At 67.2% G+C, this 15,964-nt stretch carries 16 protein-coding genes; 7 read left to right on the top strand and 9 right to left on the bottom strand.

Features of this window, described 5'->3' with window-relative positions:
- Positions 1–8: 8 nt before the first annotated feature.
- Positions 9–746 carry a response regulator transcription factor gene (locus VJT49_RS19745; RefSeq protein ID WP_324166337.1) on the bottom strand — a complete coding sequence of 246 codons (738 nt, stop codon included), beginning with the start codon at positions 744–746 and terminating at the stop codon, positions 9–11.
- A 148-nt stretch (positions 747–894) separates the two neighbouring features.
- Positions 895–1,398, bottom strand: coding sequence for a MarR family winged helix-turn-helix transcriptional regulator (locus VJT49_RS19740; protein ID WP_324166336.1), 504 nt, complete (start codon positions 1,396–1,398; stop codon positions 895–897).
- 89 nt (positions 1,399–1,487) lie between these two features.
- Here VJT49_RS19740 and VJT49_RS19735 point away from each other — a divergent pair, with 89 nt between their 5' ends.
- Positions 1,488–2,924 carry a DHA2 family efflux MFS transporter permease subunit gene (locus VJT49_RS19735; protein WP_324166335.1) on the top strand — a complete coding sequence of 479 codons (1,437 nt, stop codon included), beginning with the start codon at positions 1,488–1,490 and terminating at the stop codon, positions 2,922–2,924.
- 98 nt (positions 2,925–3,022) lie between these two features.
- Positions 3,023–3,589 (top strand): NAD(P)H-dependent oxidoreductase, encoded by a 567-nt coding sequence (locus VJT49_RS19730; RefSeq protein WP_324166334.1) that lies wholly within the window; start codon positions 3,023–3,025, stop codon positions 3,587–3,589.
- Positions 3,590–4,125: 536 nt separating this feature from the next.
- Here the strand turns inward: VJT49_RS19730 and VJT49_RS19725 are convergent.
- Both VJT49_RS19725 and VJT49_RS19720 read right to left on the bottom strand, forming a co-directional pair.
- A complete protein-coding gene (locus tag VJT49_RS19725; protein ID WP_324166333.1) occupies positions 4,126–4,779 on the bottom strand; it encodes a DUF3159 domain-containing protein in 654 nt (217 codons plus the stop codon).
- Positions 4,776–5,921, bottom strand: a complete 1,146-nt coding sequence (locus VJT49_RS19720; RefSeq protein WP_324166332.1) for an NAD(P)/FAD-dependent oxidoreductase — start codon at positions 5,919–5,921, stop codon at positions 4,776–4,778. The genes VJT49_RS19725 and VJT49_RS19720 overlap by 4 nt, the downstream gene beginning before the upstream one ends.
- A 101-nt stretch (positions 5,922–6,022) precedes the next feature.
- On the opposite strand from VJT49_RS19720, the gene VJT49_RS19715 reads away from it, so the two are divergent.
- Positions 6,023–6,631, top strand: a complete 609-nt coding sequence (locus VJT49_RS19715; RefSeq protein WP_324166331.1) for a TetR family transcriptional regulator — start codon at positions 6,023–6,025, stop codon at positions 6,629–6,631.
- A gap of 1,394 nt (positions 6,632–8,025) precedes the next feature.
- Here the strand turns inward: VJT49_RS19715 and VJT49_RS19710 are convergent.
- Together VJT49_RS19710 and VJT49_RS19705 are read right to left on the bottom strand one after the other, a co-directional pair.
- Complete coding sequence (locus VJT49_RS19710; protein WP_324166330.1) at positions 8,026–8,208, bottom strand: LysM peptidoglycan-binding domain-containing protein; 183 nt, start codon at positions 8,206–8,208, stop codon at positions 8,026–8,028.
- 698 nt (positions 8,209–8,906) lie between these two features.
- Positions 8,907–9,266: a carboxymuconolactone decarboxylase family protein gene (locus VJT49_RS19705; RefSeq protein ID WP_324166329.1), complete on the bottom strand. Its 360-nt coding sequence runs from the start codon at positions 9,264–9,266 to the stop codon at positions 8,907–8,909.
- A gap of 260 nt (positions 9,267–9,526) precedes the next feature.
- Here VJT49_RS19705 and VJT49_RS19700 point away from each other — a divergent pair, with 260 nt between their 5' ends.
- The 3 genes from VJT49_RS19700 to VJT49_RS19690 all read left to right on the top strand — a co-directional run bounded on the left by VJT49_RS19700 (position 9,527) and on the right by VJT49_RS19690 (position 12,125).
- Complete coding sequence (locus VJT49_RS19700; protein WP_324166328.1) at positions 9,527–9,703, top strand: hypothetical protein; 177 nt, start codon at positions 9,527–9,529, stop codon at positions 9,701–9,703.
- A 210-nt stretch (positions 9,704–9,913) separates the two neighbouring features.
- Positions 9,914–10,387 (top strand): hypothetical protein, encoded by a 474-nt coding sequence (locus VJT49_RS19695; RefSeq protein WP_324166327.1) that lies wholly within the window; start codon positions 9,914–9,916, stop codon positions 10,385–10,387.
- Positions 10,388–10,700: 313 nt separating this feature from the next.
- Positions 10,701–12,125: an SHOCT domain-containing protein gene (locus VJT49_RS19690; protein WP_324166326.1), complete on the top strand. Its 1,425-nt coding sequence runs from the start codon at positions 10,701–10,703 to the stop codon at positions 12,123–12,125.
- An 11-nt stretch (positions 12,126–12,136) separates the two neighbouring features.
- Here the strand turns inward: VJT49_RS19690 and VJT49_RS19685 are convergent, their stop codons facing one another.
- Positions 12,137–13,165, bottom strand: coding sequence for a cytochrome d ubiquinol oxidase subunit II (locus tag VJT49_RS19685; RefSeq protein ID WP_324166325.1), 1,029 nt, complete (start codon positions 13,163–13,165; stop codon positions 12,137–12,139).
- Complete coding sequence (locus VJT49_RS19680; RefSeq protein ID WP_324166324.1) at positions 13,162–14,508, bottom strand: cytochrome ubiquinol oxidase subunit I; 1,347 nt, start codon at positions 14,506–14,508, stop codon at positions 13,162–13,164. The genes VJT49_RS19685 and VJT49_RS19680 overlap by 4 nt, the downstream gene beginning before the upstream one ends.
- A gap of 278 nt (positions 14,509–14,786) precedes the next feature.
- Between VJT49_RS19680 and VJT49_RS19675 the strand changes: the two genes are divergently transcribed.
- Positions 14,787–15,515 (top strand): hypothetical protein, encoded by a 729-nt coding sequence (locus VJT49_RS19675; protein ID WP_324166323.1) that lies wholly within the window; start codon positions 14,787–14,789, stop codon positions 15,513–15,515.
- Here the strand turns inward: VJT49_RS19675 and VJT49_RS19670 are convergent.
- Entirely contained in the window at positions 15,467–15,928 is a 462-nt protein-coding gene (locus tag VJT49_RS19670) for a DinB family protein (RefSeq protein WP_324166322.1), read from the bottom strand. The genes VJT49_RS19675 and VJT49_RS19670 overlap by 49 nt on opposite strands.
- Between the last annotated feature and the right edge of the window lie 36 nt (positions 15,929–15,964).

Genomic DNA, 15,964 nt, shown 5'->3' with positions numbered 1-15,964 from the left:
GAGTTCGCCTAGCCGAGGCGAGCGTTTTCCACGTCCTCGCCGTTTAGCGCTCGCCCGGGCGTAGCGATGCAGGCCACGCAGTCGAGACTGGAGAACTGGAAGCCCACACCGCGTTGCGTGCGGATAGCCTCGCTGCAGCCCAGTTTCCGACGGATACTGTTGACGTGGGTGTCAATGGTGCGGCTGCGCTGCATCCACGAGTTGTCGTCGTGCCAAACCGCGGACAGAATCTGTTTTCGGTCGAAAGTGACACCGGGACGAGAGGCGAGCAGGTACAGCAGGTCGAACTCCTTCTTCGTAAGCCCCACGGGGTGCCCGCACATCCGGACCTCGCGGGTGTGCGTGTTGATGACCAAATCCCCGTAGGACATCGATTTCCCGGCCCGCCGGTCCGGCCGGTTCCGGCGAGTGAGCGTGGCGATCCTCGCCACGAGTTCGGAAACGCCGAACGTCGGGGCCATGCACACATCGAGCCCCGCGCGCAGCGCGAGCACCCGTTCGAATTCACTGCTGCCCGCAGTGATACCAATCATCGGCACGGTGCTGACCGCGCGGATTCGACGGCAGACCTCGACTCCGTCCAGGTCGGGCAGTTTCAGGTTCAGGACGACGATATCGGCACTGGGCGCGGCGGTGATGGCATCCATCCCGGTGTGCAGGTTCCACGCGGAGAAGCCACGGCGGAGCTGACCGCTGATCAGTTCCGTGCGCGACAGGTCATCGTCGACGAGTAAGACGCGAACCATTCTTACCCCCAAGAATGAGTACGATTAATACGGATAATACGGATCGATCGTGTTCGTCTGGTCGTCTTGGGTAGTTGCGCAGGCACGCGAAAGCACGCACCCATTTGGTGCCGGCATGCGCCAACAAAGGAGCCCGTGCTTCCCGGGTTTACGATTTTCCAGCCCTGGTCCGGTTCTTGGGTGGAGTCGCCTCCTCGGTGGCCGGGCGTTCGATCAGCTTCCGTAGTAGCGCATTGAGCTGGCTACGTTCCTCCACGGTCAGTTGCCGCAGTAGTTCATCCTGGGCTGCGTCGACCACGACGTCGAGTTCGAACAGCACCTCCTTTCCCTCCGGTGTGATGTCGACGGCGTTACGGCGCGCGTCCTTTGGATCGGGTAGCCGCCGGGCGAGACCCGCGGCCTCGAGCTCGTTGAGCACGGACACGGCGTCGCCGCGGTCAATCCCGAGCCTACGGCAGATCTCGGCCTGGCTGAGCGTCCCGTACTGGTCGAGCCCGGCCAGAATCGCATACCACATCCGCCAGCCTGGCCTGCCGAAATGCTGGGTGACCACTCGGTTCGCGCGGGCGTTGACGTGGTGCAGCAACCACGACGTCAACCGCCACACGCGTACGGGCGGATCGACGCCCGGCTTCAGCAACGGCTCATCCATGCAAGGAACTATAGCAGTTTTCGTTGGACAACCAATGCAAAGAAGCATACCGTTGGGAGTCCAACGATAATCCGCTCGAGGGAGGGGCCATGAAGACGGCAACGGATGGCGGCAGCCGGCCGGGCGGTACAGAGCCCATACCGGCGGCCGTGTGGCGAACGGCGATCGTGCTCGCCGCCGGCTCGGTCATGTCGGGTCTGGATACTTCGCTGGTCAACGTCGGCATGGACGCCATCGGCACGAAGCTCGGTGCCTCGCTGGCCGCGACCCAGTGGATCAACAGCGGCTATCTGCTCGCGCTCGCCGCCGCGCTGCCCGCGTGCGGCTGGATCAGCAGAAGGATCGGTGCCGGACGGCTGTGGCTGTGGGCGCTGCTCGGTTTCACGATCACATCGGCACTGTGCGCGATCGCGCCCGGGATCGGCACGCTCGTCTTCGCCCGCGTGCTACAGGGCATCACTGGCGGCCTGCTCATCCCGTCCGGCATGGCCATTCTCGGCCAGATCGCCGGGCGTGCGGGCATGGGCAGGGTGATCGCGACGTCCAATGTGCCCGCCATCCTGGCGCCCGCGATCGGCCCTGTCGTCGGGGCCGTGCTCATCGCGAGCCTGTCCTGGCGCTGGCTGTTCCTGATCAACGCCCCGATCGGCGTGCTCGGACTGGTGGCTGGGCTGCGCTGGGTGCCGCGCGGCGAGCGGGGCGAGGCGGGACGGCTCGACGTGCTGTCGCTGGTGCTGGTCGTCGCCGGGCTGCCGTTGACGGTTTTCGCCATCACCGAGGCGACCGACCGGCGGTCGCTGGTCGCCACCACCGTGTGGATCCCGCTGGTGGCGGGGCTGCTCGCGCTCGGTTTGTTCGTCCGCCGGTCGCTGCGCTCGGCCGGACCGCTGATGGACTTGCGGCTCGGCCGCAACCGCGTGTTCGGCTCGGCCTCGGTCGCGGTGTTCTTCACCAGTTCCACGTTGTTCGGCGGGCTGATCGTGATGCCGCTGTACTTCCAGCTCCAGCTGGAGCGGGACATCGTGCACGCCGGCCTGCTGCTGATGGCGTTCAGTCTCGGCGCGGCGATCACGTTCCCGGTGGCGGGCTCGCTCAACGACCGCTACGGCGGCGGCATCGTCACCGTCGCCGGGCTGGTGCTCAGCATCGCGACGACGGTGTCCATGGCACTGCTGCCCGCCGAGGCGAATCTCGCGCTCGTCGAGGTGATCCAGGCGCTGCGGGGGATCGGCATGGCACTGGCGGGTTCGCCGGTGGTGTCGGCGGCGCTGTCCGCCGTCGACCGGCACCAGATGTCCGATGCCAGTGCGCAGGTCAACATCCTGTCGAGAGTGGGTGGTGCGCTGGGCAGCGCGATCTTCGTGGTGATCCTGTCCAGCGGTATGTCCGCGGCCGCGCCCGAGGCCGCCGTGGACGCGTTCCACCGCACGTTCTGGCTGATGGCTGGGGCCACGGTGATCGCGTTGGCGTCCGCGCTCTGGCTGACCCTGGAACAACGCGGGACACGTGTGGCCGAGCCCATCTGACGCAATCGTTAGAAGTCCCAACGAAGTTGCCTGTATCGTTGGGCACACCAACGACGATGATCCGATATTCGCCCATTGTCTCCGGAAGGAAACCTGTCATGACACGCATCGCTATCATCATAGGAAGTACCCGGCCCGGTCGTAAGGGCGTGGCTGTGGCCCAGTGGGTGCACAAGCTCGCCTCCCAGCGGACGGACGCCACGTTCGACGTCGTCGATCTGGCCGATTTCGACCTGCCGCATCTGGACGAGCCCGTCCCTGCTGCCATGGGATCGGACTACGCGCGGGAGCACACCAAGCGGTGGGCGGAGACGATCGCGTCGTACGACGGCTACGTCTTCGTGACCCCGGAGTACAACCACGGAATCACGGGCGTGCTCAAGAACGCGATCGACTTCCTCTACCACGAGTGGCGCAACAAGACCGCCGGCTTCGTCGGATACGGGCTGCTGGGCGCGACACGGGCGGTCGAGCAGCTGCGGCTGATCATGGCCGAGCTGCACGTCGCCGACGTCCGCGACCAGATCGCCCTGTCGATGTTCACCGACTTCGTAAACGGGACCGACCTCGCGCCGGGTGAGCACCACGAACCAGTCCTGCAGCGGATGCTCGACCAGATCATCGCCTGGACCAACGCCTTGGCCCCGCTGCGCACCGATTCCTGAGGCTGGAATGCGCGAACCAGTTCGGGGAGCTGCTGTATTCGCCGACGTGCGATGGGGCTCCTGCTCAGCTACCGGATAGAACAGACGGACACCGGCGCTACCCCTCGCTACCAGGCTGGCGGATGTGGCGGTATCCGTCCCGCCGGATCTTCGCGTGTGCGGCTTCACGGACACCGGCATGCCGCTGAGCAGGAGGTTTGGGTTTGTATGTCGGCTTGTTGGGTTCGTGATTGGTGGTCTATATGTGGTTTGGTTTGCGAGGTTGTGTTGTTTTTGTGGCGTTGGGGGTTGAGCCGGTGTGTGGGTTTTATGTGGAGTCGTTGGTGTGGTTTTTGGTGAGTGTGGGCTTCTGCTTTGGTGTGGAGGTTGTTGTTGTGGAGCCGGTTCGGCGGGTTGACGTGTTGAGATTGTGATGGTGTGGGGTTGGTCTTGTTCGGGTGTTGGTGCGTTTTTTGGTTTAGTGGCCGTGGTCGGTGGGGGTGGCTGGTGTTGTGGGGTGGTGTCGGAATGTTCGGGGGCCGGGTTGGATGGGGTTGTCAACGGTTCGGGTTGGTGGTGGCTGGGTGGTTGGGGTTTGTTGGGTTCGTGTGTGTGTGCAGGATCCGCCAGGACAGGTAGATGCAGGCGCATGCCGCGGGTGCGCCGCCGAGCAGTGTGGCGGTGATGCCGAGTGGTGTTATCTGTCCGGCCAGGTACAGCGGTACCAGCACTATCGTGGCGATGCCGTTCTTCGCAAGAAAGATCGCCGTGCACATTTGGTAACGCCGTCGCCGTACCGGATCTCGTCGCCAGCCGAACCGTTCGCCACGTGCTGCCTCCACCACCAACCCGATCACCGGCCACCGCACCAGCATTGATATCAGGAACACCGCGCTCCCGCCCGCCTGCATGAGCACGGCTGGAAGGTAGAAGTCGACCGCGTGCCCGGTACTGCCCGCCAGCAACGCCGAGGCCCCTGCGATGACCAGCCCGACCGCTGCCTGCCAGTACTTCCGGTCGGTGAATATTCGAACCACGGCGAACACCACCACGCCACCGATCGCCACCAGCGCGGAGGTCAATACCTGATCGGTTACCAGATAGGCGATCAGGAACAGAACCCTGGACGCGACTCCTTCGGCGACCGTGCGCCAGCCGCCCACCGCGGCGAACAAGGACCATGACTTCTGGGTCAGCACTCTCAGGTTCATGTGCCCGCCTTCACCGGGACAGGGGTGGAGAAGCTGTTGCGGCGCATCGTGTCCTCGTATGTGCCGATCGCCTCGGGCAGGTCGAGCCGGCCGCGATCCGTGTCGACCAGTGCCTGGCACAGGCGGTGCGCGTCCTGCATCGCCAGGTTGCCGCCGAAACCGGGGGCCAGGTGGATGGCGTCACCGATGAGGGTCACGGGGGTGGCGGGCCAGGCCGGCATCGGCGGGATCATCCCGATGCGCAGCGCGACCGTGACGTCCGGCCACGCCTCGGTGACGACCAGCCGCAGGGCGGGGGGCAGGTCCAGGACCACTTCCGTGGCCTTGTGCCACACCGTGGTTGGTGATTCGGCTGAACCGAGCCGCTCCTGGGTGATGGGCAAGGCCCACATCACGTAGTCCTCGACCTCGGTGACCGAGCTGAGGTGCAGGGCGGGTAGCCGTCGCTGCCGGGCGGCAATGGGTGACTCGGTGAACCGCAGCACGCTCAGCGCCATTGTGGTGTCGCGTACCCTCACGGTGGCGGGGTTGTCGCCGATCAGTCCGGGCAGTCCGGTGCCGGTCACCGCTCGCAGCGAGGTCGCGCCCATCAGCATGCGTTGTCCGGTGTCGACCACCCGCACGTGCGGCAAGTGCTGGTGGCGGATGACCGAACCGATTCCGTCCGCGCCGACCAGCACGTCCGCCGTGTCCGTGCCGCCGTCGGCGAGCCACACCCGGACCGTGCCATCGGCTCGCCGCTCGAACCGCGTGACCTCCGCCCCGAACCGAACCACGTCCTGCAGTCCCGTCAGCAGTACCGCACGCAGCAACGGACGATGAGCCTGCCGGCCAGGCCGCGCCCGGCCCGCTACGCCGTCGGAGGACTGAGCGCCAACGATGGTGAGTGTTCCCTCCACGTCCGACAGGGTCAGGGTCTGCTCGCGCGGTCCGCCCATCGTGGCCTCGGCCATCGCGGCGTGCGCCGGAGGTAGGCACCCTCTCAGCGCCGAGGCGCCGCGTTCGTCGATATGCACGCTGACACCCTGCGGACGTCCCAGCGCGCCGTCTCGCTCGTAGACGACGACATCGATCCCCGCCCGGCGTAACCCGTGCGCCAGTGTCAACCCGCCAAGACCTGCGCCGACCACGATCACTCTCATCCCGTCGCCACCTTTCTTCATCGCTGATGAAGTTCACGCTACCGCGCGTTGAGGTGAAACACCACCAGTGGTGGAGAAATGTTCGATAGACTGGTCCCGCCATGGCAGAACACAGGTCCTCCGCTCGCCCCGGGCGCTGGCGATCAGGCGCGGAGAGCAAGCAGCGGATCCTGGACGCGGCGCGCGCGCTGTTCCGCGAGCAGGGCTACGGCGGCACCACAGTGCGCGCGGTCGCCGCCGAGGCGGGGGTCGACCCGGCGATGGTGTTCTACTTTTTCGGCACCAAGCAGGGCCTGTTCGCCGCGGCCATCGAGATGTCCGCCCAGCTCCCGCCGGCCATCGAATCGATCTTCACCGGCGGTCTCGACGGTATCGGTGAGCGCATCATCCGGACACTCGTGGAGAACATGGACACATCAGGCCGCGCTCCGCTGGCGATGCTCACCCGGTCAGCCCCACCCAACGACCAATCCGAAACACTGCTTCGTGAATACATCGACCGGGAAATCACCGGCCGGCTGGCGGCGCTGCTGGGCACACCGGACGCCGCATTCCGGGCTGGCATGGTCAACGTCCAACTCTTGGGCCTCACGGTGGCGCGATACATCGTGCGGATCGAACCGATCGCGTCATCGCCCGTCGACGAACTGGTCAACCGGTTCGGACCACTCGTCCAACACTGCCTGACCGGACAAACCACACCACCCTGAGTGACACTCACCAGCACACCACCGAACATCGACACTTCACCAATGGCGCCTTCGGACAGGCCGTCCCACGACCCGACGGACCGCGCCCACCATCAACAATCACCCTCGGCCACATGCCACCGAGTTCGCCCGTCCCGCCGGATCTTCGCGTGTGCAGGTTCACTTCGACCAGTTGGCCGCTGACCAGCAGGTTTAGGTTCGTATACTGGCTTGTTGGGTGCGCCACCTGGCAAAACGCTGTTGAGCGTATTGCCGTACTCGTTGTCAGCAAGAGAGTGGCCGCCAGCACCGTCGATCTCTACCTGCAATCCGCACTTGTCGCGTCACTTGTTCGCGCACACCTGGCTGGCCAAGCGGAGGCAGCGAGGTCGACCTGATGCGGCTGATGGGTTGGACGTCCCGCGCCATGTTGGAACGCTACGGCGCCTCGGCGCCCGCCGAGCGGGGCCCGTAACGCCCACTGGCAGAAAGCGCTCGGCGACCGGTTTTAGCCACCGCACGCCGGTCATGACGCCGAGCGGTGTAGGCCCGACAGACACAGGTCGAGGATCGGCGGGAGATCCACATCGAACAGACACACCGGGTCGTCGGGCGTCGCCGACGGGGTACCGGGGGAGACGCTGATGGTGACGACGACGTCGGCGGGGTCATGCTGGATCTGGCCCTCGCACGCGGAGAACCTGGTCGAGCACCGCGATACGGGCTCTTGGCTACCCGGTGGCGTTCGTCAGCCAGGAAGGCTCAGACCAACCCGGTATGATCCCGTGGGACGACATCGACGCCCTGTTCATCGGCGGCGGCGACGCCTGGAAACGGAGCCGCGAAGTAGCCGTGCTCTACCTCAAGGCGAGGGCACTCGGCAAATGGTGCACTTCGGGCGCGTCAGCTCCTGGGAGCACGTCGAGGCCGCGGCCAACCGCGGTGCCAACTCGGCCGACGGCACGTTCCTCACCTTCGGGCCTGACAAGAACCTACCCCAAAGCCGAGTACTGGTTCGACTGCGTCAACGGGCAAATCTCGCTGTGGGAGGTGGCATCGTGACACGCCGACCCCACGGGCGACACGGCTTGTGGCGCGACTGGACGCCCGACGGAGACCTCGAGAGCGGCGAGATCGTCACCAGCCCGCGCGCACGCCCGGGCTCGTCGTGTGGCGCACGCACCGGCGAGAGTTGCACCCGACCGCCCCGTGGCCGCAAAGCTGCGCAAGGTCGCCGAGCCGGTCGCGCTCGCGAGACCACCGACATGAACCGCCCCGCTGCCCCGTCACCGGGCTACTCAGCTACCCGGACGAGGCCGCCGCCGGCGCTGGGCTCGCGCGATCTGGAATTGGTGCCGGCCCGATCCTGCTCAATCCGGTTGTATCGCCAGCAGGCTGGCTGCGCGGAATGCGCTTCAGGACTGGGTCGCGTGCACTGGTGCCGGGGGAATCACCAAGACCTGTCCGGGGTGAATGACGTTCGGATCCTTGATCCAGTTGAAACTCGCGATGATGGGGTAGAGGTTCCCGTTGCCGCAGAATCGTTCTGCGATGCCCCAGAGTGTGTCGCCGTGTTCGACGGTGTATTTCTTGGTCACGTTTCGACTCCGTTGGTTGAGGTTATGCCGGATTCGCGCGACGTCCGCGGACCGGAGCGGGCGGATGCGGTGACTGGCGGATCCGGCCCGGGTGCGGGCCCGTCAGGTCATTTCCGCGCCGTTGGAGCAGGGGTTGGGAGATCTACCGACAGTCGAGGCCCCATCCCACCACCCCTTTCCGCTTGTCATCTCGGGGGTGCAGCAAACCGTTGTGGGAATTCCCGCGATAGTGGGGTAGCCTGCCCTACCCATCACCTGTTTCGGGTGACGCTGCGGATACGCCGGCGCACCACTTACCACGCTGAGGCTTGCCTTCACCCACAAGAGGGGAACCGGGGCTGGACATGTCTTCGCGGTCCGCGGGCGCGGGTCCCGGCTTGCGCTTGCGGGTCGTGGCGTACCGCTCTGCGGCCGTCTTGATCCACCAGCCCACCGGCGTCGGGAACGGATGCCGGTCTCCCTGTGAAAGCGTCTCCTCACCCTCGGAGGCCGGTCGGCCCGGATCTGGGGCTTCCCGGTTGCCGAGTGTGCCGCTGTCACCTTGGGTACGGCGCTCGCCGGGGACTACGCCAACTTCAGCGAGTTGTCGGTGCGGCGGGGGTCGCTTCATGCGGCTGGTCCCACCGTCCGCGGGAGTCCCTCGTTGGGAGCGCGCGAGTCTGCCTTCCTGGCGCGCGTTTCCCCACTCCCGTCGGGTTTCAGTCGCCGTCCTGGGTGGCTTCTTCGACGGCCACCGCGAAACCGAAGGCGCGCAGGATCTTGCCGGCGGCTGAGGCCACCCTGGCGGACCCGACGATGGGTGCGATGGCGATAAGGGTTCCTTGCGCTTCTTCGAGGGTTACGCCCGCGTCGGCGGCGAGTCCGAGGTTGGCCAGGTACGACACCGGGGCGGCATCCTGAGCCACGAGTGCGGCCAGCCGGACCAGGAAGTACGTCCGCTCGTCGAGGCCGGAGTTTTCCAGCGAGTCGAGGTTCATCGCGACGAGACGTTCGAGCACGGGCGCCTCGCCACGTGCCACGCTGGTCAAGGTCTCTTGCGGAGCGGCTTGGGCGGTCATGATTCCTCCTGGGATTTTCCAACACACAGGTGCCGTCCAGGCTCGTCGCCCCGGGCGAAACCGCAATCATCCGGAGAAGGTGAAACTTTACGAACCAGCGGGTCCATCGGGCGCCGGTCTGGGCGACGACGACATGGATGAGCCCGGAGCGTCCGATCTCGCGCCGGGTCCTTGAGTTCGGCGAGTACCGGGCTGGTGCCCTGGCGTGTCCGGGTCGGCCGCCTGATCAGCCCCGGACATGCGACTCAGGCGGGCACGGGATGTACGGAGGCAATGGTGAAACCCAGCGTCTGCGGCCGGCCGATTACCCCGTACAACTGCGCCTGGTCCAGGATCTCGCCGTCGATGACGGTCTGCTCGGCACGTTGACGACCCGCATCCCGGAGAACGCGTTGCCCTCCGACTCGGTCGGTCTGCCGTCCACCCGGAACTCGTAGCCCATCGCCGCGGCGTGGATCCCGCCCACGAGAGATCCCTCGCGTCGTGCGTATCACCTCGTCCGGGTGTTATCCGGACCAAAACGATCGTGACCATGCCGCGCTGCGAAAGCGATCGTGGCGGGCGAGATCACCGCCGAATTCGGGGTATGAGACGTCACCCGGAACATGCGAGGCGCCGGGGGAGCAGGCACCGCATCATGAGGCATCATGGTTGTTCCTCAGCGCCGCCTGTTCGCCGCAGTGATCCTTTCCGTGCTGACGCTGGCCGGATGCGGTCCAAGCGGCGGCGGTGCCAGCCCCACCCCGCCACCGCCGGCCACGACCACGGCGGGGACCTCCGCCCAGATCCGACAGGAATGCGCGAACCTCGCCGCCCAGGGACAGGCCCTCCGCACGCAGGTGGACCAGCTCGTCGCCGGGCAGACGTCACGGGACCAGGTGCGTGCCGCGGCGCAGAGTTTCGCTACCGAGCTGAACACCGCGGCCGGTACGCTCGGTTCCATGGTCGGCTCGAGCATCGACGACGCCAAGGCCTCCGTGCAGGAAATGCTCGCCGCGTTGAACGCACAGCCGGTCGATGTCGCCGGGGCGCGTGCCGCGGCCGCGGACGCGCTGGACGGGTTGCACGGCACCGGCCAGGTCTGCCCGGAGTTCTCGAGGTCCGCGACCCCGACCTCGTGAACCTCGCCAGCCGCGGATCTGGCGGCTGACCAATTGTCGAAAGTGGACTCGGCGACGGTCATTGGAGTTCGGCGAGTTTGTGCGAGAGTAGAAAGTGGAGCAATGCCGGTGGTGTCTGGGGTGCGGTTCGGACACCTGGCTGGGGCTGGGAGGCGCGATCCACTCCAAGCTCGGCGTCAACAACCGGCGCGCCGCGTTGGTCGAGGCGCGGGCCCGCGGCCTCGCGTAAGCGCCCGATCCCGCCCGTTGCGGGTGATGACCAGCCCGTCCGCAGGAACTATCCTGCGCGCAAGACCGCCGGGAGGAGCCAGCCGTGCGACGTTTCTTCGTGGGCCTGTTGATCCTCGTCAGCGCCTTGACCCTGATCGCGTCCAGCACGTCGCTGTGGACGCGACGGCACATCGTGAACACCGACGTGTTCGTCGCCGGATCCGAGAAGATCCTCGCCGATCCCGCCGTCCAGGCCACCCTGCAGACCAGGCTGGTGGACACGATCATGGCCACTCCGACGGTCCAGCAGGCCATCGACCAGACCGTCGCCACCCTGCCGCCCCGGCTGCAGGCCTTCCGTCCCTCGATCGAGGAAGGCACTCGCAACCTGCTCGGCAAGGGCGTGCAAACGATCCTGACTTCGGCCGCCTTCGCCACGCTGACCACCGCGGTGCTCCGGAACGCGCAGACCGACCTGATCAACGGGCAACCCGTCGCGCTGACCGTTGGCGAGGCCAAGGCACTCGTGCCCCCGGAGAACCGGACCGGCCTGGCCGGGCAGGTCCTCAACCTGATCCCGGACGACGTCGGCATCACTGTGCTGACCAAGGAGCAGGCGCCCCAGGTGTACACCTCGATCGACCTGCTGAGGTCGCTCTGGTTGTGGGCGGGCCTGATCTCGCTCGCGGCGCTCGTGGGTGCGCTGGTGCTGTCACGGCGGCGCCGGAGCACGCTGCGGGCGTGGGCGGTGACCACGGGTGTGCTCGGGCTGGTGCTGGTGCTGGCGCTCGCGGTCCTGCGAGGACCTTTGCTGGCTCAGGTCAAACCGGCCAACGTCGACGCCGCCGACGCGATCTATCAGGGCGTCACGGCCAGCCTGCGGAGCTGGACCCTTTGGCTGGTGCTGATCATGGCCGGCATCACGGTGATCACGCTGCTATGGGGCCGGATCGGGATCATTCCCGCGCTCCGACGCGGTTATCGCGCCACCCGCGCCCGCGCCGCGCGCCACCGTGAGCAGCGAGCGATCGCCAAGATCGACGGCAAGCCGGCTCCGGAGCAGTCCTGGCCCCGCCGTTTCGCCGCCGATACCCGCGAATTCGTCCGCGGCCTGAACCTGCCTGAGCAGTTCGAGACGTTGGGCACTTTCCTGCGGAACCACCTCCGCATGGCTCGCTGGACCGGAATCGTGCTTGGGGCGCTCGTCCTGCTGTTCTGGCCATCGCCGACGGTGTCGGTGTTGATCTGGGTGGCCGCCGCCGTCGCACTCTACCTCGGCCTGCTCGAGTTGATTCTCGCCGTCGCCGCACGTGCCCAGCCCGCCATCATGGCTCCGGAGCCTCGTGTCCCGGCCGCGGAGGCGCCGCACGTTCCCGCCCCGCGCGTTCATCATTCGGTCACCCCGGAGGACCTGTCGGTCCTGGGAAGCCGGCTGGATCTCTTGATGCGGCTTGGTGACGCGCGTACCGCGGGCGTTCTCACCGAGGAGGAATTCGCCAGGGAGAAGGCCGAACTGCTGGATCGTTGAGTCCGCGGGCGTCAGGGGCGGGCGTGTTTGGGGTTGTAGGAGGGGGGTGCGGTGGGGCGCTGGAAGAGGGTGTACAGCCACACCAGGGACGGGACCAGCAGCACCCCGCCGGCGCCGAGGGCGATCAGGGAGTTCCAGAGCACGGCGGGGGTCGCGGCGGCGGCCTGGATGGTGATCTCGGGCAGCAGCAGGTAGGGGTACTGACCGGCGGCCCAGCCCCACAGCAGGGTCGCGACGGACAGCGCGGCGGTGACGCGCACGGCCACGAAACGCCACCGCAACAGGAGTAACAGCGACGCGGCGCCGGTGACGGCGGAAGCGATGATGACGGGCAGGCCGTGATGGGTCAGCCCGTCGAACAGGGCTGGTGCGTCGGTCCGCAGGACCGCGATCCCGGCCGCCGCGACCACCCCCAGCACGAGGCCGGTCAGCAACGCCCGGCGGCGGAACCAGTTGGCGAGGTCCGGGTGCCCGGCGCGGACCGCGTCGGCGCACAGGTAGGTGGCCGCGAGGTAGGCCGCGGCGCCGACCGCGAGCACCCCGCCCAGCACCGAGGTCGGGTTGAGCCAGCTGGTCACCAGGTCGCCGCCGGCGATCGTCACCGGTACCCGCCCGGAGGCGATCCCGCCCGCCACGGTGCCCAGGAAGAACGGCGTGACCACGGACGACAACGCGAACGCGGCACCGAAGAGCCGTTGCCTGCGCAGGGTGTCGCTGGCCTTGCGGAAGGCGAAGGCGGCGCCCCGCACGATGATGCCGAGCGCCACCAGCGTCAGTGGAATGTACAAAGTGGACATCACGGCGGCGAACACGGTGGGGAAGGCGGTCCACAGCAGGACAAGCACGAAGATCAGCCACACGTGGTTGGCCTCCCACACCGGGCCGATGGAATGCTCGATCAGCTCCCGCCGCCCCCGCCCGGCCAGCGCCGACCCGGCGAACAGGTCCCAGAACCCGGCGCCGAAGTCCGCGCCCGCGAGCAGGACGTACAGCGTCAGCCCGATCCCCAGCGTGGTGGCGGCCCAGTCGGCAAGCGTCACGGGAGGGCTCCGGCTTCCTGGGGCGCGATCGGCCGGGGGGTGCGCGCCAGCAGGCGCAGGATGGCGATCGTGCCGATGGTCATCACCATGTAGACGGCCAGCACGACGACCAGTCCCGTCGCCAGGCCGGGGGCCGGATTCACCGCGTCGGCCGTACGCATCAGTCCCCAGACGATCCATGGCTGCCTCCCGACCTCCGTGGTCACCCAGCCGGCTTCCAGCGCACAGCACGCGAGCACGCCGCTGATCGCCGCGAAACGCAGGAACCAGCGACTCTTGGGGAGGTCGCGGCGGCGCCACCAGGCCAGCGCCTGCCACACGCCCAGGAGCAGGAGGAGCACCCCGATGCCGATCATGATGTCGAAGGCGAGGTGCACGATCCCGACCGGCGCCCAGTCCGTCATGGGGAACTGCTCCAGGCCGGTGATCACGGTGTCCGGGCTGTATCCGACGAGCAACGACAGCCCGTTGGGGATGGGCAGGCCGTATCGCAGCTCGCCGTTCACGGGGATGCCCAGGATGACGAGCGGGACGTGCGAGCCGGTCTGGTACACGCCTTCCAGGGCGGCGAGCTTCGCGGGTTGCGCGGAGGCCAGAAAACGCGCGATGTAGTCCCCGGCCACGAGTTGCAGCGGGGTGACGATCGCGGCGGCGGTCAGCGGGATCAGCAGGCCCAGGCGGTGATGCCGGTCCTGGCGGCCGCGCAGCATGCCGGCCGCGTAGACCCCGGCGATCAGATAACCGGACACCATGAACGCGGCAAGGATCATGTGCACCGATTCCGGTCCGGTGGCGGGGTTGAACATCGCCGCCCACGGGTCGACCTGTGTCACGGCGCCATCCGCCAGCGTGAAACCGCGCGGCTGGTTCATCCACGCGTTGGCGCTCACCACGAAGAAGGCGGAGGCGATGCCGGCGAGGACGATCGGGATGCCGGTGGCCAGGTGCACGCGCGGTCTCAGCCGGTCCCAGGCATAGAGGTAGATGCCGAGGAAGATCGCTTCGAGGAAGAAGGCGATGCCTTCCAAAGTGAACGGCAACCCGATGACCTGGCCGTAGACGCCCATCATGCCCGGCCAGAGGAGACCCAGTTCGAAACTGAGGATGGTGCCCGAGACCGCCCCCACGGCGAAGAGCACCCCCATCGCCTTCGCCCACCGGCGCGCCAGCACCGCATATGCCTCGTCGCCGGTGCGGAGACCACGCCATTCGGCGAACAGCACCAGCGCGGGCATGCCCACGCCGAGGCAGGCCAGCACGATGTGCCAGCCCAGCGAGACCGCCATCTGCTGCCGCGCGGCCACCAGGTCCAGCGGTGCCGCGGCGGCGGTGAGCAGGCGCATTTGTTCCTCCCGGCCGGCGGGGCGCGGGGGCTGCCCCCACCCCGAGACCGGCGGCTGACTGCAGGGAAGTGTCCGTTCGTGCACGCATAGCGTAGGCCGGGAAAGGGGGATTCACATGGCGAGCACAACCCCTGAAGTGGGTAAATCGAGAGCGACCGTGGATGCTGTTGCTCGCGGTGGTAGCCGGATTCGTGACCTTTCCCTGCCGCTGTATCTCGAACTGGACCCGGCCGCCTCGCGGGTTCCGGTCTCCGCGGATGTTCCTGGCTACTTACCCCATGCTGGTCGCCCATGTGGTGTTCGCGAGTGTCGCGATCACGACCGGTTGCCTGCGGATCTGGCCGTGGCTCCGGCGCCGCCATCCCGTCGTGTACCGCCGGATCGGGCGGGTATGTCTTCGGCGGGTGCTCCCCGCGGCCGTCATCAAGCCGCAACTGGACAGTACGTTCTGGGGACCTCGGACCAGCTTGGAGTGCCATACCGGCCGACCCCAGTGGCGGCCGGTGTGGCTTCTTTCAGCATGTAGTGACGAGCTTTCACCACTCGTACAGCTCTCTGACATCGAGCGGCCCGACATCACTCATTCGGGTGTATCTCGTCGTGATTGGTTGACCTATTCCCAAATCCTGTCCGGGCGGAAAACGCGGGAAACCATTCGGCGGCAGGAACTGGCGGTGTCGGCGGAAAAGGCGGTTTCCTGCCGGGTGAAACTGACCGATCACGGCTTCGACCCGGCCAACGCCACGTTGCCTGTCTCGGAACGCTTCCAGGGTCGTACCGGACTCGGTGACGAGGTCGCCATCGAGGACGCGCGGATCTTCCCCGTCAGGCTGCGCGACGGGTGGCACCTGCAAAGGGCCCAAAGTGGACGATATGGTGAGGGCGAATTCGGCCCGGTCGTCGATTCGGCCACGAAATCACTGCTGGCGGCCAGCGTTCCTCGCCGGTGGGAAAGCGTTTACTCTCGCGTCAGCAGAATGTCCCGGGTCACTTCCAGCTGGCCGTGATGCTGGGCCAGTTCCTCGTAGACGTGCTGCAGCGCCCCGGCCTGGGTGAGCCCGGCCTTCGTGTTCACGTAGCCGGGAGGCGGTTCGGCGTGGAGCGGGGCGCGGGGATCGGCCCTGGCGAGATCCTCTCGCAACTGGAGCTTGGCGGCCTCCGTCCTGGCCACCAAATCCTCGACGGGCCCGGCTGCGGTGAACTCCGCGTCGCGGTCCCGCACCACCTCGCGGCCCGCGACCAGCCGCCCGACCCAGTAGTTCACCACGCCGAGGCAGTGCGTCAAGATCACGTACGGCGGATTGGCACCGGGCAGGTCCGGCCGCTGGTTGGCCAGGTCGTCCCCCAGGTCGCGCAGGATGCCCGCCATCCCGTCCAGCGCCCGGTCGGCGAAGTACAGGTACTCCTCTTCAGAGATCACCCTGACATTCTGCCGAAATGACCGGCACCTCGCTCG

This window comes from Amycolatopsis sp. (assembly GCF_035276945.1).
Lineage (GTDB): Bacteria > Actinomycetota > Actinomycetes > Mycobacteriales > Pseudonocardiaceae > Amycolatopsis_E.
The sequence above is the reverse complement of the archived record's forward strand: the minus strand, read 5'-3'. Positions and strand labels throughout refer to the sequence as shown.

What these genes read in the sequence shown, in the direction of transcription:
- VJT49_RS19730 (WP_324166334.1), top strand. Translation starts at nt 3,023, where the DNA reads ATGACACGCATCGCTATCATCATAGGAAGTACCCGGCCCGGTCGTAAG.
- VJT49_RS19680 (WP_324166324.1), bottom strand. Translation starts at nt 14,508, where the DNA reads ATGCGCCTGCTCACCGCCGCCGCGGCACCGCTGGACCTGGTGGCCGCG.
- VJT49_RS19745 (WP_324166337.1), bottom strand. Translation starts at nt 746, where the DNA reads ATGGTTCGCGTCTTACTCGTCGACGATGACCTGTCGCGCACGGAACTG.
- VJT49_RS19725 (WP_324166333.1), bottom strand. Translation starts at nt 4,779, where the DNA reads ATGAACCTGAGAGTGCTGACCCAGAAGTCATGGTCCTTGTTCGCCGCG.
- VJT49_RS19675 (WP_324166323.1), top strand. Translation starts at nt 14,787, where the DNA reads ATGCTGGTCGCCCATGTGGTGTTCGCGAGTGTCGCGATCACGACCGGT.
- VJT49_RS19740 (WP_324166336.1), bottom strand. Translation starts at nt 1,398, where the DNA reads ATGGATGAGCCGTTGCTGAAGCCGGGCGTCGATCCGCCCGTACGCGTG.
- VJT49_RS19735 (WP_324166335.1), top strand. Translation starts at nt 1,488, where the DNA reads ATGAAGACGGCAACGGATGGCGGCAGCCGGCCGGGCGGTACAGAGCCC.
- VJT49_RS19705 (WP_324166329.1), bottom strand. Translation starts at nt 9,266, where the DNA reads ATGACCGCCCAAGCCGCTCCGCAAGAGACCTTGACCAGCGTGGCACGT.
- VJT49_RS19695 (WP_324166327.1), top strand. Translation starts at nt 9,914, where the DNA reads ATGGTTGTTCCTCAGCGCCGCCTGTTCGCCGCAGTGATCCTTTCCGTG.
- VJT49_RS19715 (WP_324166331.1), top strand. Translation starts at nt 6,023, where the DNA reads ATGGCAGAACACAGGTCCTCCGCTCGCCCCGGGCGCTGGCGATCAGGC.
- VJT49_RS19700 (WP_324166328.1), top strand. Translation starts at nt 9,527, where the DNA reads ATGTACGGAGGCAATGGTGAAACCCAGCGTCTGCGGCCGGCCGATTAC.
- VJT49_RS19720 (WP_324166332.1), bottom strand. Translation starts at nt 5,921, where the DNA reads ATGAGAGTGATCGTGGTCGGCGCAGGTCTTGGCGGGTTGACACTGGCG.